24 protein-coding genes are annotated in these 26134 nt (G+C 58.2%); 10 read left to right on the top strand and 14 right to left on the bottom strand.

The window, feature by feature from the left end:
* Positions 1–12 precede the first annotated feature (12 nt).
* Entirely contained in the window at positions 13–1173 is a 1161-nt protein-coding gene (locus tag ABD815_RS10630; RefSeq protein WP_344847068.1) for a M20 aminoacylase family protein, read from the bottom strand.
* Between the two features lie 218 nt (positions 1174–1391).
* Between ABD815_RS10630 and ABD815_RS10625 the strand changes: the two genes are divergently transcribed.
* The 6 genes from ABD815_RS10625 (at position 1392) to ABD815_RS10600 (ending at position 8438) form a co-directional block, all read left to right on the top strand.
* The gene (locus ABD815_RS10625) at positions 1392–2396 is read left to right on the top strand and encodes an ABC transporter ATP-binding protein (protein WP_344847067.1); all 1005 of its coding nucleotides are present in this window, start codon (positions 1392–1394) and stop codon (positions 2394–2396) included.
* Positions 2389–3384 carry an ABC transporter ATP-binding protein gene (locus ABD815_RS10620; RefSeq protein WP_344847066.1) on the top strand — a complete coding sequence of 332 codons (996 nt, stop codon included), beginning with the start codon at positions 2389–2391 and terminating at the stop codon, positions 3382–3384. Before ABD815_RS10625 ends, ABD815_RS10620 begins: the two co-directional genes overlap by 8 nt.
* Before the next feature lie 63 nt (positions 3385–3447).
* A complete protein-coding gene (locus tag ABD815_RS10615; RefSeq protein WP_344847065.1) occupies positions 3448–5148 on the top strand; it encodes a peptide ABC transporter substrate-binding protein in 1701 nt (566 codons plus the stop codon).
* 73 nt (positions 5149–5221) lie between these two features.
* The gene (locus ABD815_RS10610) at positions 5222–6229 is read left to right on the top strand and encodes an ABC transporter permease (RefSeq protein WP_344847064.1); all 1008 of its coding nucleotides are present in this window, start codon (positions 5222–5224) and stop codon (positions 6227–6229) included.
* On the top strand, positions 6222–7160 hold the full coding sequence (locus ABD815_RS10605) for an ABC transporter permease (RefSeq protein ID WP_344847063.1): 939 nt from the start codon (positions 6222–6224) through the stop codon (positions 7158–7160). The genes ABD815_RS10610 and ABD815_RS10605 overlap by 8 nt, the downstream gene beginning before the upstream one ends.
* A 213-nt stretch (positions 7161–7373) precedes the next feature.
* Positions 7374–8438, top strand: a complete 1065-nt coding sequence (locus ABD815_RS10600; protein WP_344847062.1) for a YeeE/YedE family protein — start codon at positions 7374–7376, stop codon at positions 8436–8438.
* Here ABD815_RS10600 and ABD815_RS10595 read toward each other — a convergent pair.
* The 8 genes from ABD815_RS10595 to ABD815_RS10560 form a co-directional block, all read right to left on the bottom strand.
* Entirely contained in the window at positions 8371–9657 is a 1287-nt protein-coding gene (locus ABD815_RS10595) for a DUF3422 family protein (RefSeq protein WP_344847061.1), read from the bottom strand. The genes ABD815_RS10600 and ABD815_RS10595 overlap by 68 nt on opposite strands.
* Before the next feature lie 115 nt (positions 9658–9772).
* Positions 9773–10183: a thioredoxin family protein gene (locus ABD815_RS10590; protein ID WP_344847060.1), complete on the bottom strand. Its 411-nt coding sequence runs from the start codon at positions 10181–10183 to the stop codon at positions 9773–9775.
* A 15-nt stretch (positions 10184–10198) separates the two neighbouring features.
* Positions 10199–10903 (bottom strand): cytochrome c biogenesis CcdA family protein, encoded by a 705-nt coding sequence (locus ABD815_RS10585; protein WP_344847059.1) that lies wholly within the window; start codon positions 10901–10903, stop codon positions 10199–10201.
* Positions 10904–11030: 127 nt separating this feature from the next.
* Positions 11031–11207: a hypothetical protein gene (locus ABD815_RS10580; protein ID WP_344847058.1), complete on the bottom strand. Its 177-nt coding sequence runs from the start codon at positions 11205–11207 to the stop codon at positions 11031–11033.
* Positions 11208–11387: 180 nt separating this feature from the next.
* A complete protein-coding gene (locus ABD815_RS10575; RefSeq protein WP_344847057.1) occupies positions 11388–11954 on the bottom strand; it encodes a thioredoxin family protein in 567 nt (188 codons plus the stop codon).
* A gap of 136 nt (positions 11955–12090) precedes the next feature.
* Positions 12091–13566: a Re/Si-specific NAD(P)(+) transhydrogenase subunit beta gene (pntB, locus tag ABD815_RS10570; RefSeq protein ID WP_344847056.1), complete on the bottom strand. Its 1476-nt coding sequence runs from the start codon at positions 13564–13566 to the stop codon at positions 12091–12093.
* 13 nt (positions 13567–13579) lie between these two features.
* The gene (locus ABD815_RS10565) at positions 13580–15151 is read right to left on the bottom strand and encodes a Re/Si-specific NAD(P)(+) transhydrogenase subunit alpha (RefSeq protein WP_344847055.1); all 1572 of its coding nucleotides are present in this window, start codon (positions 15149–15151) and stop codon (positions 13580–13582) included.
* Positions 15152–15260: 109 nt separating this feature from the next.
* Positions 15261–15704, bottom strand: coding sequence for a methyltransferase family protein (locus tag ABD815_RS10560; protein ID WP_344847054.1), 444 nt, complete (start codon positions 15702–15704; stop codon positions 15261–15263).
* Between the two features lie 98 nt (positions 15705–15802).
* Between ABD815_RS10560 and ABD815_RS10555 the strand changes: the two genes are divergently transcribed.
* Positions 15803–16216: a GNAT family N-acetyltransferase gene (locus tag ABD815_RS10555; protein ID WP_344847053.1), complete on the top strand. Its 414-nt coding sequence runs from the start codon at positions 15803–15805 to the stop codon at positions 16214–16216.
* Here ABD815_RS10555 and ABD815_RS10550 read toward each other — a convergent pair.
* Together ABD815_RS10550 and ABD815_RS10545 are read right to left on the bottom strand one after the other, a co-directional pair.
* Positions 16213–16986, bottom strand: a complete 774-nt coding sequence (locus ABD815_RS10550) for a gamma-glutamyl-gamma-aminobutyrate hydrolase family protein (protein WP_344847052.1) — start codon at positions 16984–16986, stop codon at positions 16213–16215. The two genes, ABD815_RS10555 and ABD815_RS10550, sit on opposite strands and share 4 nt — an antisense overlap.
* 129 nt (positions 16987–17115) lie before the next feature.
* The gene (locus ABD815_RS10545) at positions 17116–19272 is read right to left on the bottom strand and encodes a malate synthase G (protein WP_344847051.1); all 2157 of its coding nucleotides are present in this window, start codon (positions 19270–19272) and stop codon (positions 17116–17118) included.
* 303 nt (positions 19273–19575) lie between these two features.
* Here ABD815_RS10545 and ABD815_RS10540 point away from each other — a divergent pair, with 303 nt between their 5' ends.
* Positions 19576–20043, top strand: coding sequence for an SRPBCC family protein (locus tag ABD815_RS10540; RefSeq protein ID WP_344847050.1), 468 nt, complete (start codon positions 19576–19578; stop codon positions 20041–20043).
* Between the two features lie 4 nt (positions 20044–20047).
* Here ABD815_RS10540 and ABD815_RS10535 read toward each other — a convergent pair whose 3' ends face one another.
* Positions 20048–21058, bottom strand: coding sequence for a Hint domain-containing protein (locus ABD815_RS10535; protein ID WP_344847049.1), 1011 nt, complete (start codon positions 21056–21058; stop codon positions 20048–20050).
* 387 nt (positions 21059–21445) lie between these two features.
* On the opposite strand from ABD815_RS10535, the gene pepN reads away from it, so the two are divergent.
* Positions 21446–24007: an aminopeptidase N gene (gene pepN, locus ABD815_RS10530; RefSeq protein WP_344847047.1), complete on the top strand. Its 2562-nt coding sequence runs from the start codon at positions 21446–21448 to the stop codon at positions 24005–24007.
* Positions 24004–25041, top strand: coding sequence for an NAD(P)-dependent alcohol dehydrogenase (locus ABD815_RS10525; protein ID WP_344847045.1), 1038 nt, complete (start codon positions 24004–24006; stop codon positions 25039–25041). The genes pepN and ABD815_RS10525 overlap by 4 nt, the downstream gene beginning before the upstream one ends.
* A gap of 11 nt (positions 25042–25052) precedes the next feature.
* Here the strand turns inward: ABD815_RS10525 and ABD815_RS10520 are convergent, their stop codons facing one another.
* Both ABD815_RS10520 and ABD815_RS10515 read right to left on the bottom strand, forming a co-directional pair.
* Positions 25053–25508 carry an Lrp/AsnC family transcriptional regulator gene (locus ABD815_RS10520; RefSeq protein WP_344847043.1) on the bottom strand — a complete coding sequence of 152 codons (456 nt, stop codon included), beginning with the start codon at positions 25506–25508 and terminating at the stop codon, positions 25053–25055.
* Positions 25505–25969, bottom strand: coding sequence for an Lrp/AsnC family transcriptional regulator (locus tag ABD815_RS10515; protein ID WP_344847041.1), 465 nt, complete (start codon positions 25967–25969; stop codon positions 25505–25507). Before ABD815_RS10515 ends, ABD815_RS10520 begins: the two co-directional genes overlap by 4 nt.
* Positions 25970–26134 lie beyond the last annotated feature (165 nt).

Genomic DNA, 26134 nt, shown 5'->3' with positions numbered 1-26134 from the left:
CGCTTAAGTCTCTTAGGCGCTGAGGCGACTTTCAACCATTTCAACATACCACGACGATCCGGCCGGAATGGCTTCGTCATTAAAGTTGAATTTGGGGTGGTGAACAGGTGCGCTGTCGCCGTTGCCAATCAGAATATAGGCGCCGGGCCGCTCTTCGAGCATATAGGCAAAATCTTCGCCGCCCATGACGAGCGGGCTCGGCGCACAGCTACCCGAAATTTTCGTCGCCGCCTCGATCGCATATCCGGTTTCTGTTTCGTGATTGACCATCGCCGGATAACCACGGTGGTATTCCACCTTTGCCTGTGCCCCGAACGCGCTGGCCGTGCCCGTCGCGATTGCGGTCAGCCGGTTTTCCGCCAGCTTTCGGATGTCCGCGTTGAGGGTCCGGCAGGTACCTTTGAGGGTCACCTTTTGGGGCAAAACATTGTGCGCCTTTGACGAGGTTTCAAACGAGGTGACCGAAACCACCACTTGTTCGGTCGGATCGACGTTGCGCGAGGCAATTGTTTGAAGCGCGATCACGATGTGGGAAGCCACGACGGTGGAATCGATCGCCTCGTGCGGCTTGGCCGCGTGTCCGCCTTTGCCCTCGACGGTAATCTGGAATTCGTCGGTCGCTGCAAAAAACGGGCCCGAACGGATGGCAAACTGGCCCACCGGATAGCCGGGCCAATTGTGCATGCCGTAGACTTCGTCGATGGAAAAACGCTCCATCATCCCCTCTTCACACATTACGCGGCCTCCGCCACCGCCCTCTTCGGCGGGTTGGAAAATGACCACCGCTGTGCCGTCAAAATTGCGCGTTTCTGCGAGGTATTTTGCCGCCCCCAAAAGCATGGAAGTATGCCCGTCATGGCCGCAGGCGTGCATCACACCGGGATTGAGCGACGCGTAGGGGGCGTCTGTTTCCTCCAGAATCGGCAGAGCATCCATATCCGCACGTAGCCCGACGGTGCGCCCCGAGGTGTTCGTCTTCCCACGGATCACCCCAACGACGCCGGTCTGCGCAATACCCTCGACGACCTCATCGCATCCAAAGGCACGCAGGAGGTCGGCCACTTTGGCCGCTGTGCGATGAACCTCGAACATCAGTTCCGGGTTTTGGTGGATGTCGTGACGCCATTCGGTGATTTCGGGCAGCATCTCGGCGAGGCGATTTTTTACGGGCATTTGGGAAGCTCCTTTTCACCCGCAAGCGTTATCGTGGCCGCAGGCAAGGTCAAGCATTTGCGTCCAAGTTTTTATCGATTGATAAAAAAATCGGCGCTGAACTCTAGGTTAGGCCTTGCGGCATTTTGCGACTCTGTTACCGTTTTGGAAATTGGGCGCTGCGTAAGCGGCCGCCGTGACAATAAAAACAATAAAATCAATCAACTGGGGGTACTTATATGGCCGATGGGGCCGCACCCGTACTGCATGTCCGGGACCTCAAGACCGTTTTCAAAACGCGGTCCGGGGCCGTTCACGCCGTGAATTCCGTCTCTTTCTCGCTCGCTCCTGGTGAACTTTTGGGCGTTGTCGGGGAGAGTGGGTCGGGAAAGTCCGTGACCATGATGTCGCTGATTGGCCTCGTCCCGTCCCCGCCCGCGGTCGTCACCGGCACATCGGTCGATTTCGGCGGCATGGATTTGTTGACCGCCTCGGAGGCCAAGCTTCGTGCGATCCGTGGGGCACGGATCGGATTCGTCTTTCAGGACCCGATGACCTCTCTCAATCCGGTGTTCACGGTTGGCTTCCAATTGATGGAGCCGCTGCGAAAGCACATGGGGCTCTCAAAGCCTCAGGCGCGCAAACGTGCGGCAGAACTGCTCGATCTGGTGGGCATTCCCGACGCCCATCGCCGATTGAAAGACTATCCCCACCAGTTTTCCGGCGGCATGCGTCAACGGGTGATGATTGCCATGGCGCTTGCCTGCGACCCCGAAGTATTGATCGCCGATGAACCTACCACGGCACTCGATGTGACCATTCAGGCGCAGATCATTGAGTTGATGCATGAGTTGCGCGCCAAACTCGGGATGGCGGTGATCTGGATCACCCATGATCTGGGCGTGATTGCGGGCATCGCGGATCGGGTTCTGGTGATGTATGGCGGCCAGATCGTCGAACACGCACCGGTGCGTGAGTTGTTCAAAAACCCGCAGCACCCCTACACCCGCGCGCTTTTGAAAACCGTTCCCAGTGTACGCGGTGAACGTGAGCCGAGGCTGTCCACGATTGAAGGTCAGCCGCCGATTCTGACCGCCCAGCCGACGATTTGCCCCTTTGCGGATCGCTGCCCGACGCGGTTCAACCGGTGCCTGACCGAGAACCCGCAACGCTACTACGCGGGTGACGGGCATGATGTTGCCTGTTTCTGGGATTTTGAAACGGGGACCCCGCGCCATGTTTGATATCACACCCGGACGTACGCTCGTTGAAGTGCGTAATCTCAAAATGCATTTCCCCATCCATGCAGGTGTTTTCCGTCAGCGCGTGGGCGAGGTGAAGGCAGTCGATGGGATCAGCTTTGATATCTACGAGGGCGAAACATTGGGCCTCGTGGGTGAGTCCGGCTGCGGGAAATCCACGGCGGGCCGCGCGATCCTGCGCCTCTATGACATCACAGACGGTGCAGTCAAAATTGACGGCATAGACATTTCGAGCCAACCACAACCTGACCTGCGCAAGATGCGTCCAACCATGCAAATGGTGTTTCAGGACCCGCAGGCGAGCCTCAATCCGCGCATGAAAGTGCGCGATATCATCGGGGAACCGCTTGAGGAACACACCTCGATGGGCAAACCGGAGCGGCGTGAAAAAGTTCTCGAACTCATGGACGCCGTTGGCCTGAACCGCGACTTTGCGAACCGGTATCCGCATGAATTCTCCGGTGGCCAACGTCAACGGATCGGGATCGCCCGGGCGCTGGCGCTGAACCCGAAATTTATCGTTTGCGATGAACCTATTGCCGCGCTCGATGTATCCATCCAGGCGCAGGTGGTAAATCTACTGGAAGACCTTCAGGCGGAGTTCGGCCTTACCTATCTCTTTATCTCGCATGATCTGAGCATGGTGCGTCACATCGCCGATCGCGTGGCGGTCATGTATCTGGGCCGCATCGTCGAGATTGCGGATCGCGAAACGCTCTACAGCGCCCCCAAACACCCCTACACGCAGGCGCTTTTGTCCGCTGTGCCCGAACCCGATCCGTGGATCGAGGAAAAGGTGGAACGCATTATTCTACAAGGTGATGTCCCCTCGCCCTCCAATCCCCCGCATGGCTGCAATTTCTGCACGCGTTGTCCGCAGGTCATGGACATCTGCCGCAGCGAAGAGCCGCCCGAGGTCGAGATCACGCCGGGGCATCGCACGGCCTGCCATTTGTATTCGAACAGCTAAGAGAGCGGCAAAAGCCGCCGGACCAGAGGAAACAAGAGCAATCCAACAAGGAGAAGTTGAAAAATGAAATTCAGAACAGCACTTTTAGGCGCTGCTGCCGCTTGGGCTCTCGCCCCGGCTGCATTCGCCGAACGGGGCGCGGACGGCCATGTAAACGTGATTTACTGGCAAGCCGCCTCCACCATGAACCCCTACCTTTCGGGCGGCACCAAAGAACTCGAAGCTGCCTCGCTGGTGCTTGAACCGCTCGCACGCTACGACGAAGGCGGCAACATGGTTCCATTCCTCGCCGAAAGCGTACCAACGGTCGAAAATGGCGGCGTTTCCGCAGATCTCACCACCATCACGTGGAAGCTCAAAGAAGGCCTGCTTTGGTCCGATGGCACGCCCCTGACCTCCGCAGACGTGGCGTTCACGTGGGAATACTGTACCGCTGAAGGCGGCGGGTGTTCGCAGTCCGAAAAATACAACGACGTCGTGTCGGTCGACACACCTGACGATTTGACCGTTGTGGTCACCTTTGGCGTTCCAAAGCCATTCCCCTACGGCCCGTTTGTCGGCGCGCAGGCTCCAATCATCCAGAAAGCACAGTTCGCTGACTGCGTGGGCGAAGCCATGGCGTCGTGCACAGACGAAAACTTTGCCCCAATCGGCACCGGTCCGTTCAAGGTCGACGAGTTCAAGACCAATGACGTGGCTTCGATGTCCGCGAACCCGAACTACCGCGACCCTGCGAAGCCCGCTTTCGCGACGCTGACACTCAAAGGTGGCGGTGACGCTGCTGCTGCGGGTCGTTCGGTTCTAGAAACCGGCGAATTCGACTACGCATGGAACCTGCAGTTGGCACCCGACGTGCTCGCCGCGATGGAAGCCGCTGGCAAAGGTCAGGTTGTGTCCTCCTTTGGCACATTGGTGGAGCGGATCATGGTTAACATGACCGATCCATCCGCGTCTCTGGGCGATGAGCGCGCAACCGCTGCGCACCCGCACCCGTTCCTGTCCGACATTGCTGTTCGCAAAGCGCTTTCCATGGCGATTGACCGCGAACTGCTGGTCGAGATCGGCTACGGCGCTGCTGGTCGTGCGACCTGTAACGTGCTTCCCGCACCGGCAATCTACGCGTCCACCGCAAACGATGCCTGTCTCGTGCAGGACATCGAAGGCGCAAAAGCGCTTCTTGATGAAGCAGGCTGGGTTCCCGGCGCTGATGGCATCCGTGAGAAAGACGGCGTGCGCATTTCCGTGCTCTACCAGACTTCCACAAACGCTGTTCGTCAGGATTTCCAGGCAATCATCAAACAGTGGTGGAATGAAATCGGCGTAGAAGTCGAACTTCGCAACATCGACGCGTCGGTGTTCTTTGGCGGTGATGCCGGATCCCCGGACACCTTCCAGAAGTTCTTTGCCGATCTCGAAATGTACGCCAACAACTTCGATGGCACAGACCCAGAAGCCTACATGGCAAACTGGGAATGTTCGCAGGCTCCACGTCCCGAAACACAGTGGCAGGGCAACAACATGCCGCGCTTCTGTTCCGAAGAGTATGACGCCCTCGTCGCTGAAATGGCGAAGACCGGCGACATCAACGAACGTGCGCGTCTGGCCAAGGCGATGAACGACATGCTGATGCAAGAGTATGTCATCATCCCGCTGGTTGACCGTGGTCGTGTTTCTGCGCACTCCAACACGCTTGGTGGTGTGGTGCTGAACACATGGGATTCCGAGCTTTGGAATGCCGCTGACTGGTACCGCATGGATATGTAATCCATTCTCGGGCGCTCCTTTCGAGGGGCGCCCACCCTTTTCCTGACAAAGATATGACCCGAGGCGCCTGCCCATGTTGAACTATACGATCCGACGCCTGTTGCTCGCGATCCCGACGCTTCTGTTCATCTCTTTGGTGATCTTTCTGTTGCTCGACCTCGCGCCGGGCGATCCAATGTCATCCATTCCTCTGACTGTGCCCGACGAGGTTAAACAGCGCATGCGCGAGGCTTTGGGCCTCGGTGAACCCGTCTATGTGCGCTACTTCCAGTGGCTCAAACAGTTCTTCATCGTGGAACCGCAGGTCGCGTGGGATCATTGGTTCGGCACCGATTTCTCCGAGGGCAAGCAGCGCGTGATTTCGTTCCAGAACCGCGCACCGGTGATGGACACGGTGATGGAGCGCGTGCCCCAAACGCTCTGGGTTGTGGGCCTGTCCTACGTCTTTGCCACGCTGATCGCCGTTCCGATCGGCATCTATTCGGCCTACAAACAATACTCCTGGTTTGACCAGATCGGGACATTCATCTCGATGATCGGTTTTTCGATCCCGACGTTTTTCTCGGGCGTTCTCCTGATCGTGGTGTTTTCGGTGATCCTCGGGTGGTTCCCCTCGATCTATGATACCACGCACCGCGTAACGGATTGGGACAGCTTCGTTTATCAAGCCAGACAGATGGCCATGCCCGTCTTCGTTCTGACCCTCTACAACGCGGCGCAGGTATCGCGGTTCATGCGCGCATCCACCCTCGACAACCTCAATCAGGACTACGTGCGCACCGCGCGCGCGAAGGGCATGTCCGAGCGCGTCGTTGTGCTGTTGCACGTGGTGCGCAACTCTCTCATTCCCGTGGTAACTGTCATCGCCCTTGGCGTTCCGACCATTTTCGGCGGCGCGATTATCACAGAGCAGGTGTTTCAGGTGAACGGTCTCGGGCAACTCCTGATCATTGCGATTTACGCATCTGACGCACCGATGGTTCAGACCGTGACCTTTATCTTCGCCGTCCTTATCGTTCTGTTCAACCTGGTCGCCGACATCCTCTACGGTGTGCTCGATCCGAGGATCCGCTATGACTAATCCAGTAGATACACCCGAACTCCCCGACGGTGCCATTGGCGTTCTCGCGACGAAGCCGCGCAATCAATGGCTCGACGTGTGGGACCAATTCAAGACGCATAAAGGCGCGATGGCGGGGCTCATATTCTTTGTCTTCATCGTGGCCGCCGTTTACCTCGGTCCGTTCCTTTGGACGCTTGACCCGGGCTATATCGACATTCGCTCGCGCAATCAGGGGCCGAGTTGGGCACATCCCTTCGGCGCGGACCAACTCGGGCGTGACATCCTCGCACGGATGCTTGCCGGGGGACGTGTTTCGATTTCCGTTGGTCTGACCGCGATGGGGCTCTCGCTCGTCGTGGGCACGTTCATCGGGGTGATCGCAGGATATTGGAAACGTCTTGACGGCTTGCTCATGCGCCTCACGGACCTGTTTCTGGCGCTCCCGCTCCTGCCGCTTTTGCTGGTCATCATCATGCTGTTTCGTGACCCGCTGCGCGCGGTTCTCGGCCTTGAGGCAGGTATCTTTACCCTCATCGTTTTCGTCATCGGCATCACCAGCTGGATGCAGACCGCCCGTATTGTGCGAGGCGATGTTTTGGCCCTGAAAGAGCGCGAATATGTGCTCGCCGCCCGCTCCATCGGGACACCGTCGCGCAGAGTGGTGTCGCGCCACATCCTGCCCAACATCCTTTCACCGATCATGGTCTCGGCCACCCTCGGAATTGCAACGGCGATTATCACCGAAAGCTCTTTGTCTTTTCTCGGCCTCGGGTTTCCGCCGGATTATCCGACCTGGGGAAGGCTGTTGTTCGATGCGAAGGATATGATCCAGCAGTATCCCGAACGGGTCGTCTGGCCCGGTCTTGCGATTTCCCTGACTGTTCTGGCCGTGAACTACATCGGTGACGGGCTTCGCGACGCCTTGGACCCGCGTATTCGGGGCCGCTAGGTCCCAAAACGAAATTAGGGACGAATGCGTTAAGGGCGCCACCTGTTTGGCGCTCTTGTCCGCTTTGGCGCCCGTCGATGCGAACTTCGGTTCTGAACACGCTCAGTATCAGAACAAATTCCCTGCATTCAGCCATATCACCCCGCCCTCATTGCTTGATTGCGTCAATTTTGGCCGATATGGAGAATAAATTCCCACGCACGGAGAGAACCCATGTATGAGTCGCTCGGTCTCGACCTTGAACCCCGTCAAGCTGCCATCCTGCTTGGCCTCATTCTCGGGCTCGCCTTTGGCGGGCTTGCCGAAGTGACGCGCTTCTGCTTTCGCCGTGCTGTCGCGGGACCCAAGGGCGAACGCGGGTCTGCGGCAGCCGTATGGCTCACCGCACTTGCCGCTGCTGTCGTTGGCGTGCAAATCGCAGTTTCGCGGGGACTCATTTCGTTTGACGACCACCGGTTCCTGAGCGCTGATCTTCCATGGCTCGCCATCGCGCTTGGCGGGCTGATGTTCGGTGCCGGCATGGTGCTCACACGCGGGTGTGTGTCCCGTCTGACCGTTCTGGCAGGTTCGGGAAACCTGCGTGCCGTTCTCGTCCTCGTGACATTCGCAATTGTCGCCCATGCCACTCTGAAAGGCGTGTTGGCTCCAATTCGCACCACGCTTGGTAGCGTCACGGTGCCGCTCGGCTCGGCCGCTCTTCCAGGCCCGGCGGTCATCTGGGTGGCCCTCGTGGTCGCCGTTGCCGCATTCGCGGTCTGGCGCTACACCACCAGCAAACGTGACATTGCACTCGGCCTCCTCATTGGCCTCGTGGCCGTGGCCGGATGGGTCGGAACGGGGTTTGTCCTCTATGACGACTTTGACCCGATTGCGTTCGAGAGCCTTTCCTTCACCCTCCCCTCCGCAGAGACCCTGTTCTGGGGCGTCGCTTCGACCGCTGTGCCTGCGGGCTTTGGCACCGGATTGATCGGTGGGGTCTTGGTCGGGGCGCTGGCGCTGTCGCTTATTTCGGGCCGCTTTGCGTGGCAGAGCTTTGAAAGCCCCGCACAAACCGGTCGCTATCTATCCGGTGCCGTGCTCATGGGCGTGGGCGGAGTTCTGGCCGGTGGTTGCACCGTTGGGGCGGGCCTGTCGGGTGTTCCGACGCTGTCGGTTGCGGCTCTGCTCGCCATTTTCTCTATTGGTGTTGGTGGGATCGTCACCGCGCGCTTTATCGGAGATGGCTCTTCTTCAACCGCCGCAGCGACAGCCACACCCCAAGGACTACCAGCGGAGTGATAACCGCCAGCGCGAGCCCCTTTGAAATGCCGAGGGGTTCAGCCAGCGGGTAGAGCACGTAGCCTGCCAAACCCACCGCATAATAGCTGATCGCCACGACCGAGAGACCTTCAACGGTTTCCTGCAGGCGGAGCTGTAAGTCGGCGCGTTTGTCCATCGATGCAAGCAGCGACTGGTTCTGGACCTGACGTTGCACATCGACTTTGGTGCGCAACAGATTGGCAGCCCGTGCCGCACGCTCGGCGAGGCTCCCCAACTGGCGTTCCGCCGCCTTTACTGTGCGCATCGCGGGATCGAAACGGCGCATCATGAATTCACTAAACAGCTGTCGGCCCCGAAATCGCGTTTCGCGCAGAACTTCGATCCGTTGGGTGACGATCGCCTCGTAGGCACCTGTCGCCCCGAACCGGAAATTCGACCGCGTTACAAGGGTTTCGATTCGCATCGAGAGGCCCAGAATGTCTTCCAGAAGGTCATCGGCGGCAACGTTGCTGTCCCCTGCCATTGAAGTCATCAACGTGGAAAGCTCGAGCTCGATTTCCGCCAGCTCGCCCACGACCCTGCGTGCCTGAACCAGACCCAGCATCGACATCGTTTTATAGGTTTCGATCTCACACAGCCGTTGCACAACCCTGCCGATCCGGCGTGGGCCGGTATCGGGGCGCGGGAAGAGTGCGAAGCGCGTGTGTCCGGCTGAATCAATTCGAAAATCCGAGGCCACGACCAACGCCTCATCGAGAACATGGGCCGCCGCGAGGCTTTCGCGTTCAAACCAGCTGTCGAGCCGCGCGATCATCTCATCTTCGTCTGCCACAGGCTCAATACGAATGAGTGCCGAGGTGATCCGTTGCCCCGGCGCCTCACCCAGCCAGTCCTCGGGGAAGAGATCAAAGGTACCTTTGTCAAAGGCCTGATCCGCAACGTTGTCGGCAAAGATGGTATAGGTCACAAATTCGGTGTGGCTTTCCCACTTCAACCGGTAGGGCCCGATTTTTCCCATGAAATGCGTGGCATCCGGCGCGGGATGCGCGCCGCCGTAGCGATCGAGCAGCGCGAGAAGATGGGCACGATCCGCCCCGCGATCGCGCCGTGCGGCATCTCCCGCCGCGCGGATCGCGAGATAGGCCGCCCGCCCTGGTGCATTCGCGAAAGGAAACGGGCGCGCGTGCAACTCGTTAGAAAGCTCGTAGCGGCGCGGGTGGTCGGATAGCGCAGGCATTGGCGTCTCGGCTCCTGATTTCGAACCAGCCTACGCGCCGCCACCCTATGTGCAAAGTGCAAAATTGTCGCGATATCAGAGGCTTGTCTGGATACCGGCGTATACCGTTAAAGGTTTACACCATCGCGGCGGCCAATGCGGTGTCCATCAATGCCTTGATTTCGGCCTCACCCGTGCCTGCAACGATGCGACCGAGTTCGACGTCTCCTTTGAGCACCACGAGCGTGGAACGGCGGGGAATTTTGTGCCCCTTGGTAAAGTCGGAGCGACCGTATTCATCCCAATCCACATCGATGAATGTGATGGCTTCCTCATAGGCTGGGTTGGCCTGTTTGAGTTTTGCGATGACGCGTTCTTGGGCTGCGCAGGTTGTGCACCATGATGCTTTGAAGTCGAGGAAGACGGTTTTGCCTGCGGCGAGGGCTTCTTCGACAATACCGGGTGTGTATGCAAAGGGTGCTGCGAGTGCCCCGAGCGGGACAAGAGACATTGCAGCGGATGAGAAAAGGAAAGAACGACGGTTCATGAGAAGCTCCTGAAATCAGAGTGAGACAGAAAGATCGATGAGCCACGCGGGCAGGCTTGCAACCGCCCAGGCTTCGATCAGATGATGTAGTTTGAGTAGAATGGCGAGGCCCACGCAGAGAAAAACCCAGCCCAAAACGGGGCGTGCGCGTTCTGCGAAGATGCGAAGGCGGGCTTGGAGTGCTTGTCTGGCGCCATAGCCAAGCGCGAGGATGAGGGTAGAGACGCCGGCGGCAAACGCGCACATGATCGCACCGGCCCAAAGCAGGCTTTGCCCCTGCGATGCGAGACCGATGGCACTGCCGAGTGTCGGGCCGATGCAAGGGCTCCACACCACGCCCAAAAGCGCCCCTGTGAGGAACTGTCCCGAGGCACCGGTGGTCTCAATCCCGCCAATGCGCGTGTCCGCAGTGGCGGCAAGACCCGCGGTGGCGGTCGAAAACGTGGCAGAAAAACGGGGGACGACGAGGATTAGGCCAAAGGCCACCATCATCAGGGCGCCGATCTGGGATAGTCGATCTTGGTCGAGCCCGATCGCATAGCCGATCGTATTCACGAGTAGACCGAAGGCGACGAACGTCACGGACATGCCGAGCGCCATCCAAACCGGACCGCGGGGACCAGCCTGCAGGCTGCCCGCGATCACGATCGGAAGGATCGGAAGGACACAAGGGTTGATGAGCGTCAGCAGTCCTGCGCCATATGCAAAAATCAAATCCATGCTGGGATTTTTGATCGGCGCGAAGCCGCATGTCACGCAACAATGACCTGACGGATCGTCACATGGGTGTCAGGCCGCTGAAACATTGGTCGGGACCGCAGAGGGGAAACCCGGTCCCGCCGATGCATCATACGAAGAGATTGACCGACTGTCGGCTGTGGCCTCGGACCAGCGACCCCATTTGCGCGGATCTTTGCGTGGCGAGTGCATCGAGAGCTGCGCGGCGGCCGTGACGGGCCCTCGTCATGAAACCCTGTGCGGGGCTGAAGTGAATGCGGCAATCGCGATCGAGGAACTTCGTCATGGCTTTCTCCCAAAAAGACTTTTCCTGTGGTGGACTAACTGGCTCTACTCGGCACGTATCTCGTAGTCCCAGTGAGCCATTTGAGTGCGATTGCGGGAAGTCTCTCCTAGGGCTAGCGATTTGTGCAAAAGGATATGGCGCGATACAAAACGTCAGCTTCCGCGCGGCGGGAGTGCGCCATCACCACACGTCCGGATCAATTCCCTTGGCCTCATACTCTGCGAATTTGTCCTGCAGAAAGCGCTGGAACGGTTGCTCGTCGTTTGCGCCGGTAGCGACGTATTCGAGGGCGGACAGGTGATGGAACGGCTTGAAGTAGCCGGGCATGCGGAACACCTCTCCACCAGTTGTCGGGGACAGGAACACCTGTGTTGGCGTGAAGTTGACGAACCACTTCGCGGCGAGACGCCGCTCTTCACGCGCCTCTCCGTCCAGATCGATCACCTCTCGTGACCCCCACATATCCAGCTGCAGCACATTGAAATGGGTGGTCAAATAGTCGGTGATTTCGGAGCGTTCGAAATTCACCCGATGCAACTCGCGGCAATAGGGGCACCCGCGCTGTTCGAACAGAACGATCAGACCTTTGCCATCCGCACCCGCCTCTTCGAGATCGGGACCGAGTTCGAGAAAGCTGTCGAGAAAGAACGGCTGATCATGCAGACCATCGTCGCCCAAAACCACTTCCGCCTTTGCGGGAAGTGCGAGGGACGCGGTCAATGCAGAGAGGAATAAACGTCGATCCATACCCCATCCTACCACATGGCTGCGCGTGGCTCTATTCGCGCTGCAGCATTTGCAATAGCGAAAAAGAACTGCCCGTAGCGAAGAAAAAAGGCGGCCCGAAGACCGCCTTTTATAATCGTGTCGCCTTATCGAAAGATCAGTCGATCTTGGGCAGCAGTGCGTTCATCGAATCCTTGGCATCGCCATAGAACATCCGCGTGTTTTCTTTGTAGAAAAGCGGGTTTTCGATGCCCGAGTAGCCGGTGCCCTGACCCCGTTTGGACACGAACACCTGCTTGGCTTTCCACACTTCCAGAACCGGCATGCCCGCGATGGGTGAATTCGGATCCTCTTGGGCGGCCGGATTCACGATGTCATTGGAGCCAATGACAATGACCACATCCGTCGACGGGAAGTCTTCGTTGATCTCGTCCATTTCCAGAACGATGTCATAGGGCACTTTGGCCTCCGCGAGCAGGACGTTCATGTGACCGGGAAGGCGACCGGCAACGGGGTGAATGGCGAAACGCACGTTTTTGCCACGCGCACGCAGTTTCGACGTCAACTCTGACACTGCGCCCTGCGCCTGCGCCACGGCCATGCCATAGCCCGGAACGATGACGATGCTGTCGGCCTCGTTGAGCGCTGCGGCGACACCATCGGCATCAATTGCGATCTGTTCACCTTCGACTTCCATTGCAGGTCCGGTCGTATTGCCGAAGCCCCCGAGGATGACGGAGATGAAAGACCGGTTCATGGCCTTACACATGATGTAGGACAGGATCGCACCCGACGAGCCGACCAGCGCACCCGTGACAATCAAGAGATCGTTGCCAAGCGAGAAACCGATCGCGGCGGCGGCCCAGCCCGAGTAGCTGTTCAGCATGGACACCACGACGGGCATATCCGCACCGCCAATCCCCATGATCAAATGGTAGCCGATGAAGAAGGCCAGCAGGGTCATCAGGAGCAGCGTCCACATCCCCGACCCGTTCATGAACATGATCAGCAGGAGGAGCGAAAGCGCGGCGGCACCAGCGTTCAGCATGTGACCACCGGGCAGTTTTTCAGCCTTGGAGGACACTTTGCCCGCCAGCTTGCCAAAGGCGACAACCGACCCGGTAAAGGTCACAGCACCGATGAACACACCGAGAAAGACCTCAACCTTGAGTATGGTCTGCTCGACCTCCGTTTTATGGGCGAGCGTTTTTGCGAAACCGGTTAGACCCTGCTCCTCAAACCACGCCTCGGCACCCACTGCGGTCAGTCCCGATGGCACAGCCGCCTTGAGCGCGAGAACATTCTGCAGCTCGATATACGCATTGAAACCGATGAAGACGGCGGCAAGGCCCACAAAGGAATGCAGCGCCGCGACGAGTTGCGGCATTTCGGTCATCTCGACCGTTTTTGCCACATACCACCCGAGAACCGAGCCGCCCGCCAGCATCAACAGAATGATGAACCAATGGCCAACGCCAGGTCCGAAAATGGTTGCGACTACGGCCGCGCCCATACCGACGATGCCATACCAGACAGCCCGTTTTGCGCTTTCCTGACCCGATAGCCCCCCAAGCGAGAGGATGAAGAGGACGGCGGCCGCGATGTAGGCGGCGGAGACGATACCTATGCTCATTGTCTCTTCTCCCTTAGGATTTCTGGAACATCGCAAGCATGCGACGCGTCACGAGGAAGCCACCAACGATGTTGATCGAGGCGATCAGCACGGAAATGGCAGCGAGGAATACGATCAACCACGATCCGGACCCGACCTGCAGCAGGGCCCCGAGAATGATGATCCCCGAAATGGCGTTGGTCACAGCCATGAGTGGCGTGTGGAGCGAATGCGATACGTTCCAGATCACCGAGAAGCCGATGAAACATGCCAGAACAAACACGATGAAGTGGCTCATAAAGCTTTCGGGCGCAAAAGCACCGATCACGATCATGATAAACGCGCCGAGCGCGAGGAGACCGACCTGCGAGCGCGTCTGTTTTTTGAACAGGGCAACTTCGCGGGCCTTTTTCTCTTCGACGGTCAGCTCCTTGGCCTTTTCCTTTGGCTTGGCCGCAATGGCGGCAACCTTTGGCGGTGGCGGCGGGAATGTGATGGCGCCCGCGTAGGTCACGGTCGCGCCACGGATCACATCGTCTTCCATGTTGTGGTTGATCTGGCCGTCTTTCTCAGGCGTCAGATCGGTCAGCATGTGACGGATGTTTGTGGCGTAGAGCGTCGATGCCTGCGCGGCCATGCGGCTCGGGAAATCCGTGTAGCCGATAATGGTCACGCCATTGTCGGTCACGATCTTCTCGTCCGCGACGGTGAGTTTGCAGTTGCCGCCCTTTTCTGCGGCCAGATCCACGATCACGGAACCGGGTTTCATCGCCTTGACCATGTCTTCCGTCCAAAGCTCGGGCGCTTCGCGGTTCGGGATCAGCGCCGTCGTGATGACGATATCCATTTCGGGCGCAAGTTCGCGGAACTTCGCAAGCTGGGCTTCGCGAAACTCGGGGCTCGATACGCTGGCGTAACCGCCGGTCGCGGCACCATCCTGTTGGGATTCTTCGAAATCGAGGTAGACAAACTCTGCGCCCATGGATTCGACCTGCTCGGCCACTTCGGGGCGCACGTCGAAGGCATAGGTGATCGCGCCGAGCGAGGTCGATGTGCCGATCGCGGCGAGACCGGCGACCCCTGCCCCAACGACGAGCACCTTCGCGGGTGGCACTTTGCCCGCCGCCGTAATCTGACCGGTAAAGAAGCGACCAAAGTTGTTACCCGCCTCGATCACGGCACGGTAGCCAGCGATATTCGCCATGGACGACAGGGCATCCATTTTCTGCGCGCGGCTGATACGTGGGACCATTTCCATGGCGATGACATTGGCACCGGTGGCTTTCGCAGCCTCCATGCCGGCCGTGTTCGCACCCGGATTGAAGAAGGAGATCAGCGTTTGCCCCTCGCGGAGCCGCTTCATCTCGGTTGTGTTTGGCTGGCGCACTTTGGCGACGATGTCGGCGGCTTTCCAGAGCGCGGCGGCCGTTTTCGTGACCTCGACACCTGCTGCTTTGTAGTCCGCATCTGCAAAACCGGCGAGCGCACCCGCTCCGGTTTCAATGGCCACGTCGTAGCCCAGCTTTTGAAGCTGTTTCGCGCTATCTGGCGTTAGCGCGACCCGCGCCTCGCCTTCGAAGGTTTCCTTGGGAACACCGATCTTCACGTGTTTGTCCTCTTCCCGTCTTGAATGTCGTGTTGGACACATCCCTACCCAACCCGACCATGGTTGCGCAATATTATTGCGCGCTAATCATCACCGATGTGACGCCTCGTCACAGCCAGCGGCCTGTCCTTTTTGCCCATTTCGCGAATTCTTCGGGAAAACCCGCGACGAGCTTTTGTTCTTCGGGGCGGATGAACCGTCGGTCCAGAATAATTGCAAATACCGGAACGCAGGCTAAGCCAACCCATGACCCGAACAGTAGGGAGACGCCCGCGAGTGTAAAGACGTCACCGAGGTAAATCGGGTTGCGCGACAGGCGAAATGGACCGGTTGTCACTAAAAACTGCGGCGAACGATGGGGAATGAATGTGGTTTTGCGCGCCATCATTGTTAACGCTGCCCACAATTGAAGCGCGACACCGACGAACGCGATCCCCCCACCAACCCATAGCAAGAGAAGGGTTGGTTCAAAGCCCAAGACACCGCGCAGAATGTATGCGACGATACAAAACCCCAAAAGCCAAATTGGCGGATAGTCGAAGGACCGGATCATGCGGCTCACATTAGAAAAATCCGAACTGGAATACTAGCGTTTCTGTTATGCGCCTGCGCGAATTAACACTTTCCGATGGCCCCCGATGCTATGCCATCTTGCACCGCACGGTGTTGGGGGGAACCGGTGCGTTTTACACCGAAGCCCAGCGCAACGCGTGGGCGCCGCAGACACCGCGCGATCTGGACGGATTCTCACGCAGGTTGGTTGCAGGTTTTGCCATCGGGGCGACCAAATGGGGGCGGTTGGTGGGATTTTTCACAATGGGCCACGATGGGCATATCGACTTTGCCTATGTCGCATTGGAGGAGATGGGAAAAGGCACAGCGCGCAGGCTCTACGATGCCTGCGAGGCCGAGGCGCGTAAGCTCGGACTAGCGGAAATGACTACCGAAGCAAGCCACCTCGCGCGACGGTTTTTCGAAAAACGCGGCTGGGTCGTCGTTGCCCGCCAAACTGTCATCCGTGACAGCGTCGGGATCGAAAATTTCCGAATGAAGAAAGTTCTTTAGGCGGATTTTCTCATGCCGTTTCGTTGCACGGAAAACGCGCGCACCGCGTCACCGAAAGCTTCGAAAAGCGGGCGCGAAACAGGGTCTTCACCGGCCTTCCATTCGGGATGCCATTGCACGGCAAAGGTAAAGCCCGGCGCATCTTTGACATAGAGGGCTTCAGGGGTTCCATCGGGGGCGTGACCGTCAATCACGATCCGCTTTCCGGGTCTTTTGATCCCCTGCCCATGCAGGGTGTTGGTCATAACCTCTCCCGATCCCATGAGCCGCTCGAATTCGCCCCCCTTTGAAAACCGGACGGGATGACGCAGCGCGAATTTCTCTTCGAGCGAGCCATCCGGCGGCATGCGGTGGTTCATCCGTCCGGGCAGATCGCGTATCTCCGGATAGAGAGTGCCGCCCATGGCCACGTTCACTTCCTGAAACCCGCGACAAATGCCCAAAAAGGGCTGCCCCGCCTCGACACAGGCGCGGATAAGCGGGAGCGCGATCGCATCACGGCACCGATCAAAGGTGCCATGCGCTTCGGTTTCTTCCTCGCCGTATTCCATCGGGTGCACATTGGGGCGCCCTCCGGTGAAGAGAAAGCCATCGAAAACCGACATCAACTCATGCGGGGACACGTATCCGGGATGCGCAGGGATCAAGAGCGGCATGCAGCCGGACACTTCCGCAATCGCCTCCGCATTCATACGCCCGCCCGTATAGGCAGGGTAATCTCCGTTGAGCAGGTCCGTGTTCCCGATGATACCAACGACAGGTCGCGACATTCTCGACTCCTTTGACGCGCCCACTTTATTCACTCGGCATCGCTTGAAAAGGCCATCTCATGCTTAACCGGTCGTTCTTTGGGAAATTGCGCAAGACAATGCCCTATTTGTACGCTTTGACTGCCCCTGTTAATGCGCCGCCTTCATAGCCAACCGTTTCGCATGCAGGACAGGTTCGGTGTAGCCCGACGGCTGAACACGCCCCTCAAACACGAGGTCGCAGGCCGCCTGAAATGCGAACCCGTCATACCCCGGCGCCATAGGAATGTAGGATGGGTCATCCGCGTTCTGGCGATCGACGACCAGAGCCATCTTTTTCAACGATGCCATCACCTGATCCTTGGTCACAACGCCATGGTGGAGCCAGTTGGCGAGACCCTGAGACGAGATGCGGCAGGTTGCGCGGTCCTCCATCAGACCGACGTCGTGGATATCAGGCACCTTGGAACACCCGACGCCCTGATCGATCCACCGCACGACATAGCCTAGGATACCCTGCGCGTTGTTGTCGACCTCATCGGCGATTTCCTCCTCCGACCAGTTCACCCCACCGGCAAGCGGGATGGTGAGCACGTCAGCCAAAGACCCCCGCGCGCCCTTGGCGGCGATGTCGTCCTGCACCTTGAACACATCGACTTTGTGGTAATGCGTTGCATGCAGGGTGGCCGCCGTTGGCGAAGGCACCCAGGCGCAGGTCGCGCCGGCTTTGGGATGCGCGATCTTTGCGGCGAGCATATCCGCCATCAAATCGGGCATTGCCCACATGCCTTTACCGATCTGCGCGCGCCCCTTCAGGCCACAGGCAAGTCCGATATCAACATTGCGATCTTCATAGGCTGAAATCCACGGCTGGTTCTTCATCTCGCCTTTGCGCACCATGGGCCCCGCTTCCATCGAGGTGTGGATTTCGTCGCCGGTGCGATCAAGGAACCCTGTGTTGATGAAGGCCACGCGATGCTTTGCCGCGCGGATGCATTCCTTGAGATTGACCGTTGTGCGACGTTCTTCGTCCATGATGCCGATTTTGACGGTATATTGCGGCAGGCCGAGCATGTCCTCGACGCGCGTGAAGATTTCGTCGGCAAAGGCAACTTCATCGGGACCATGCATTTTCGGTTTGACGATGTAGACAGACCCATGGAGCGAGTTTCGCATGCCACCTGTCTTTTTGAGGTCATGCATCGCGATGAGCACCGTCACCGCCGCGTCCAAAAGCCCCTCGCCAATCTCATTGCCCTCGGCGTCAAGCACCGCAGGGTTCGTCATCAGATGCCCGACATTGCGCACGAGCATCATCGCGCGCCCTTTTGCCGTGACCGTCCCACCATCAGGGCCGGTGTACACGCTGTCTTCATTGAGGCGGCGGGTGAATGACTTGCCACCTTTGCTGATCTCTTCGCTCAGATCACCCTTCATCAGGCCGAGCCAGTTTCGATATGCGCCGACCTTTTCCTCTGCATCGACGGCTGCGACAGAATCCTCGCAATCCATGATCGCCGAAACCGCGGACTCGAGCAGCACGTCTGAAATGCCCGCAGGGTCCTGACCGCCAACCGGCGTCGATGGATCGACGCGGACTTCAATTTTGAGCCCGTGTTTTTCGAGCAATATCCGCAAAGGGGCATCGCCCCCTTCGACAAATCCGACGAACTGCGCCGGATCGGACAGGCCCGTCTCTCCCATAGGTCCATCAACGATCAGCATCCCGTCGCGCACCGCAACTGATGTCAGCTCCGCCCAGGAACCACCCGCCAGCGGCGCCGCCGCATCAAGATGCGCCTTCGCCCATGAAATCACCCGTGCGCCGCGTGCCGGATCGTAGGCCTTTTGCGCGGGCAAATCGCCCAGAGCATCCGTTCCATAGAGCGCGTCATAGAGTGACCCCCATCGCGCATTGGCGGCGTTCAAAGCGTATCGTGCGTTGGTGATTGGCACCACGAGCTGCGGGCCCGGCTGGGAGGCGAACTCTGGGTCTATGCCGCTGGTTTCAATGGAAAAATCGGCTCCCTCTTCGACGATGTATCCGATATCACGGAGGAAAGATTCATAGGCCTGCGCATCGTGGGGCTGGCCCTGTCGTCCAACGTGCCAATCGTCGATCTGCTTTTGAATCGATTCGCGTTTGTCGAGAAGCTCCCGGTTTCGGGGCGCGAAATCACCAACCAAGCCGGCGAGCCCGCGCCAGAAAGCATCTTTCTCAACCCCTATGCCATCCAAGGCCTCGTTTTCGATGAAATCGGCCAATTGTTGATCGACCTGTAAACCTGATTTATCGACGTAAGCCATGGATTCGTCCTTCATTTTACCTGCGGGGAACCCTAGGAAGCTTTGCTCTTGTGAACAAGAAGCTACCGGCTCGTGGGAAATCTGTGCCAAACGTCAAAGATTTCTGTTGCATGGCGCACCAAATCGGAAATTAGCTAGGGGCAGAGCCTGTCCGAGACTTAACGCTCCATGTCTGACGCCGCGAAAGCTGCAACGCTTGTCACCTCACCTGATGGTGGACCGGAAAGTGGAGCCGAAAGATGTGCAGCAGTTGCGCGGATAGGACCACAAACGATTTAGCCTAAACGCCCAAGGAGCGTGAACATGGACCTCGATCCGAACACTGATCTTTCATTCACACGCAGGTTGCCGGTGCCGCGAAACCTTGTTTGGGAGTGCTGGACAACCCCTACCCATATCCCGAATTTCTTCATTCCCGAGCCGCACAAAGTCACGGCGTGCGAGATTGACCTGAGGGTTGGGGGCCGCTTTGACACAACCTTCGATGTCGATGGAAACATCGTGGAGAACAAAGGTGTGTACCTCGACATAGAGCCGGAGCGAAGACTGGTTTTCACAGACGCCTACACGGAAGGTTGGAAGCCTTCCCCCGACCCGTTCATGACCGCGATGATCCTGCTCGACGACGCGGCCGATGGCGGCACGACCTATACCGCAGTAGCGCGCCATCGCAGCGCGGAAGCTGCGCAAACACACGAGAACATGGGTTTTTTTGACGGCTGGGGGACAGTCGTCGACCAGTTAGTCAAATACGCTCAAAGCCTGAGATGACGGCTCACGCGATCTTCAAGCTTTTGAGGTGGGATTTGAGCAATTCCGCCTCGTGGCGTTTCAGGCATGGGCGTGCGGTCGGCGTCGGCGCAGATTTGCCTTGTGTTGCGAGTTCCGGAAACAGGGCAATGAGTTCCTCGCGTGTCGATTGGTCTAAACCGCCGAGCGCGAGTGTCGAGGGGTGAAAACTCTCCGACAGGGTGCCATTCGACATGACAATTTCGTGGTCGTCAAACAACATGTGGAAATACGTAACTGACCCACCCTCCTCGCGGCGGATCCGATCGCCATCGACGAGATGCTTGGCTGCAACCAGAACTTCGGAACTGTGGAACAGGATGTCCGCGTCTGTGCCCGAAAACAGAAGCCGGTGCTCGGGTGATACCTTGAGAAGCTTGTCGTTGCCCAAAACTCCGGGTTCGATACAGATGGGCGCAAAGCCACCCGTCGCGTTCACTGTCGTTGAGCCAATCCACCGGATCGCCTGAAACCCGTGATCGACGGTCCAAACCATCGCTCCAACGGATAGGTCTTCAATAGGAACCGCACCCTTATTTGTGACAATTTCGGTGCCCGCGCAGAAACACGCCACGTATTCGTTATACTGGTCATACTGCAGGTTGGAGGTTCGTTCGACGTTGAACGTGTAAGACTGGCCTTCAAGCAAGGGCTGATTTGCAACGAGGCCCTGGACGGGTCCCTGTTGGTAGCCATCACCGCCAAAGTGAATCGACGTCACCTTAAGGTCCGTCGTCGTGTTCAACAGGTCGTAGGCTGAATGAATAGTGGTGCCGGCCGCGTAGGTTCTAGTCCCGATGGTCGTCGTTTCTAGCAGAGACTGCGAGTAGTCAACTTCGTCGAGGAATTCGTCGTCATCGTTGATCTGTACTTTAACGGGCTCTGCGCCCGCCTTGAGCGTCAGCGTGAAAGGCACCCGGCCCGCCGCTGCGGCATTATACTCCGAAGGCAAGCCACCAACAAAATCCGATGGACTATAAATCCAAATAAACGCCATACTTTTCAGCTTCCAATCCAGCAACCGTCACAACATCGTACCCGGCATATCCTAAGAATTATATATCAGGTCTGAAGTCACCAAAAAGAGGGGAAACACATGAGATTCTTAGCGTATTTGGCAAATTTGTCGTTTTGCCGTAACGTCATCGCACCGTCGCCAAGGCCCTCCTATCACGACGGAGCAGTGTCTCGCAGGGACCCGCTTGCGACGTTCGATTGGTCCTAACCAGCGGCCTCGCCGTTTGGTCGATCTGAATGTTCCCGCAAGCGACATGAAAATCTGCGCGACTTTGTGGTTTTACATCGCACGGCGATGCTTGCGGCACGTACCGCTGGGGACTAACGTCTGAGCCTTACCGAGGCTTCAAAGCGCGAAGGACCCGCGATGAACGACACCGCCACCCAGCCGATTTTTCTGAAAGATTATCAAGAGCCTCACCATTGGGTGCGCGACGTACATCTCACGTTCCTGTTGGCTCCCACGGCTACACGTGTGCGGTCGCGCATCACCTTTGTGCCAAACCCGCAAAACCCCGGCGATCTCGAACTAAACGGAGAGGATCTGCGGCTTTTGTCAGTTGCCGTGAATGGCAATGATGTACCCTACGAGGTGACGGACACGGGCCTCACGATTCCCGCGCATGCGCTCGGCGAAGGGGACATTACGTTTGAAGCAGAAGTCGAAATCGCGCCGCAGGAAAACACCGCGCTAGAGGGTCTCTACATGTCCAACGGCATGTATTGCACGCAATGTGAGGCCGAAGGGTTTCGCAAGATCACATACTATCCTGACCGCCCCGACGTGATGGGCGTTTTTACCGTCCGCATCGAGAGCGATCTGCCTGTGCTGTTGTCCAACGGGAACCCGACGCAAAAAGGCGCGGGATGGGCAGAGTGGCACGATCCGTGGCCAAAACCGGCCTATCTTTTCGCGCTGGTCGCGGGCGATTTGGTGAACCATGCAGACACATTCACAACCAAATCCGGCAAAGCCGTCGACCTGAATATCTGGGTGCGCCCCGGTGACGAGGACAAATGTGCCTTTGGTATGGAAGCGCTCAAAAAGTCCATGACATGGGACGAAGATGTATACGGGCGCGAGTATGATTTGGACATTTTCAACATCGTTGCGGTGGATGATTTCAACATGGGCGCGATGGAGAACAAGGGGCTGAACATTTTCAACTCCTCCTGTGTTCTCGCCTCCCCCGAGACATCGACCGATGCAAATTTCGAACGCATCGAAGGCATCATTGCGCATGAGTATTTCCACAACTGGACCGGCAACCGCATCACCTGCCGTGACTGGTTCCAGCTGTGTTTGAAAGAGGGGCTGACGGTTTACAGGGACCAGATGTTCTCCGGCGACATGCGCAGCCATCCCGTTAAGCGGATAGAGGAAGTTCTGGCCCTTCGCGCCCGACAATTCCGCGAAGACAACGGCCCCCTCGCCCATCCGGTGCGCCCCGAGAGTTTTGTCGAGATCAACAACTTCTACACCGCCACGGTGTACGAAAAAGGCGCCGAAGTGATCGGAATGCTGCGTCGTGTGGTTGGCGATGAGGCCTATTACAAAGCTCTCGACCTGTATTTTGACCGCCACGACGGCGAGGCTGCAACCATCGAAGACTGGCTAAAGGTCTTTGAGGACACCACGGGTCGCGACCTTGCACAATTCAAACAATGGTACTCGCAATCGGGCACGCCACGCCTGTCGGTTGAAGAAACATGGGACGACGGTGCGTTGACCCTGTTTTTCTCACAAGAAACGCCTGCCACGCCTTCTCAAACGGAGAAGAAACCGCAGGTCATCCCCATCACGGTTGGTCTCATCGGCCCCAACGGAGACGAGGTTGTGCCAACGACCGTGTTGGAAATGACCGAAGCCGAGCAGAGCTTTACCTTTGAAAATTTGGGCGCACGACCTGTCGCCTCAATCCTGCGCGACTTTTCCGCGCCGGTGATCCTCAACAGGCACATCGATGCGCCGACACGTGCTTTCCTCCTCGCCCATGACACCGACCCGTTCCAAAAATGGGAAATGGGTCGAATGCTGGCGCGTGATACGCTCGTCGCGATGATTGTTGACGGCACACCCCCTGCGGCGACCTATCTCGATGCGATCCGCGACGTGGTTGTCGACGACGACCTTGATCCCGCGTTCCGTGCCCTGGTCTTGGGGCTGCCATCTGAAGACGACATTGCCCAAAAATTGGTGGATGAGGGCCATACGCCCGATCCGCAAGCAATCCATGACAACCGCAATGAATTGCGGCGCATTCGCACCGACCATCTGGCCGATATCCTGCCCGCGCTCTTTGACAGCATGAAGACGGGTGCTTTTGTCCCCGACGCCGAAGGGTCGGGTAAGCGGTCCCTGCGATTGGCTGTCCTGTCGATGCTAACCTTGATCGACGGTGGTGCCGCGGCCCGCGCCGCCTTTGCCGCAGCGGACAATATGACCGAACAGGCCGGAAGCCTGCGGTCGCTTCTTTTGGCGGACATGGGACAGGATGCGCTTGTCGCTTTCGAGAAGCAGTGGAAACACGATCGGCTCGTGATGGACAAATGGTTCGGGATGCAGGTCGCCTATGCGTCACCCGAAAAAACGGCCCAGATCGCGCAAACCCTCACCCAGCACCCAGATTTCACGATGAAAAACCCCAACCGGTTCCGCGCCGTTTTCGGGGCCTTGGCGGGCAATCACGCAGGTTTCCATCACGAAAGTGGTGCAGGCTACGCCCTATTGGCCAAACATTTGATTGAGCTGGATAAGTTGAACCCCCAAACCGCCGCACGCATGGCCTCTGCCTTCGAAACCTGGCGTCGTTACGACCCCACGCGTCAAGACAAGATGCGTGCAGAACTGGCGAGAATTGGCGCGACCAAAGGCCTGAGCCGTGACATGACCGAAATGGTCACGCGCATGTTGGGAGACGATGCATGACCCGTCAAAGGTCGGTGGTTCTGGAGGAAAAAGGCCGCATCGCCCTCCGCGACTTTGATGTCGGGATGGTCATGGGACCCGAAGACGTTGAAATCGCTGTCCATACGGTTGGCGTCTGCGGATCCGACGTCCACTATTATACGCACGGGCGCATTGGTCCTTTCGTGGTCGACGAACCCATGGTGCTCGGCCATGAGGCGGCGGGCACGGTCGTTGCGGTGGGTGAAAAGGTGACGCATCTGAAAACGGGCGACCGCGTGTGTATGGAACCGGGCATTCCCAACCTCACATCGCGCGCGTCCAAACTCGGGGTGTATAACGTCGATCCGGATGTGCAGTTCTGGGCGACCCCGCCGGCCCACGGCTGCCTGATGCCCAACGTCATCCACCCGGCTGCCTTCACCTACAAATTGCCCGACAACGTCAGCTTCGCCGAGGGCGCAATGGTCGAACCCTTCGCTATCGGGATGCAGGCGGCAGCTAAGGCCGCCATCAAACCCGGTGATGTTGCATTGGTGATCGGCGCGGGTCCGATCGGTATCATGACCGCACTGGCGGCGCTCGCAGGGGGGTGCGCGCAGGTTTATGTCCACGATGTCGTTGGGGCAAAACTGGAGGTCGCGGACCGGTATGACGGGATTGTCGCCCTTTCGCCTTCACGCCCCGCCGCAGAGCAGATCATGGACGTCACGGATGGTTGGGGTGCCGATGTCGTGTTCGAATGCGCCGGCCACCCGTCCGTCTATCCACACGTATTCGATGGCGTGCGTCCCGCGGGTGCCGTTGTGTTCGTGGGCCTTCCGGTTGACGCGTTCTCGTTCGATCTGGTCGGAGCCATGGCGAAAGAACTGCGCATGGAAACGGTGTTCCGCTATGCCAATATGTTCGACCGCGCTGTTGCCTTGATCGCGGGCGGCAAAGTGGACCTCAATCCTGTCATCTCCGCCACCTACCCGTTCGAGCAGGCGATAGAGGCATTCGATCGCGCGGTGGAGGCCCGTCCAACGGATATCAAAATCCAGATCACACTATAGCGCGAGATCACCTAGAGCGGTCCGCTAAGGCGTTCTTCGCTCAGGAGGACGTTCGCCTCGACGTTTCCAACGCCAGGTAGCGTCATGACCCGACGGCGCAGGATGCGTTCAAAATCGGACAGGTCCTGAGCCACAATACGCAGTCGGTAGTCAAACAGCCCGAGCACGTGCTGGACGGTTTGGACTTCGGGGATGGCGCGCACCGCGCGCTCGAAATCCTCAAGGCTCACTTGTCCCTTGGTGGCGAGTTTCACACCCAGAAAAACCGTTACCCCGAACCCCAACCCTTCGAGATTCAGATCGACGCGCCGCGGCCCGAAAACACCTGCTTCGCGCAGGCGCTTTATCCGTCGCCACGTTGCGGGCTGGCTCAGCCCGAGGTCGCGCCCAAGCGCGCCTGCGGACTGTGTCGCATCCTCGGCCAAGGCACGCATCAAGGCGCGATCAATATCGTCGAGATCAATCATAGTGGTACCACATGGCTCTCTTTGACCTGTGCGACGTGCATAAGTGCCTCGATGTCGGAAATATGGGGAAGGGTCAGGATCTTCTCGCGGTAGAGGCGTTGGTAGTCGGCCATGTCGCGCGCGACGACCAAGAGCCTGACGTCGACCCGGCCCAAAAACGTTCCGATGGAAATCACTTCGCGCACCTCGCGCGCCGCTGCGATGAATTCATCAAAGGCACGCGGTTCGGTTTTATCGAGCGTGAAGCGCAGAGAGACCTCGAATTCATAGCCCAGCGCGCGCCAATTTATTTCATCGCGAATTGCATGGACGACACCAGTAGCCCGCATCCGGTCCAGCCTACGGATAAAGGTCGCCGCCGTGACACCCGCCCGTTCGGCTAGAACCGCGAAAGCCTCATGCGGGTCCGCCTGCAACTGCCGTAATATGCGGCGATCGGTATCATCGAGACTGTTTTTCATCGCCGTTAACCATATTGCACATGAAAAATTTTGTGACTGGTAATGTTGCCATAATTCCGTGATTTCATTTCCATGCAACCTGCGATGGATGTGTCGCGCCATAAGTTCCCCGTGCGCGGTCTGCCACCAACGGATACAAATGGTTACACGAACCAATGTTGCGCG

It is taken from the genome of Celeribacter arenosi (assembly GCF_039539485.1).
Lineage (GTDB): Bacteria > Pseudomonadota > Alphaproteobacteria > Rhodobacterales > Rhodobacteraceae > Celeribacter > Celeribacter arenosi.
This window is presented reverse-complemented; position numbering and strand designations above follow the sequence as displayed.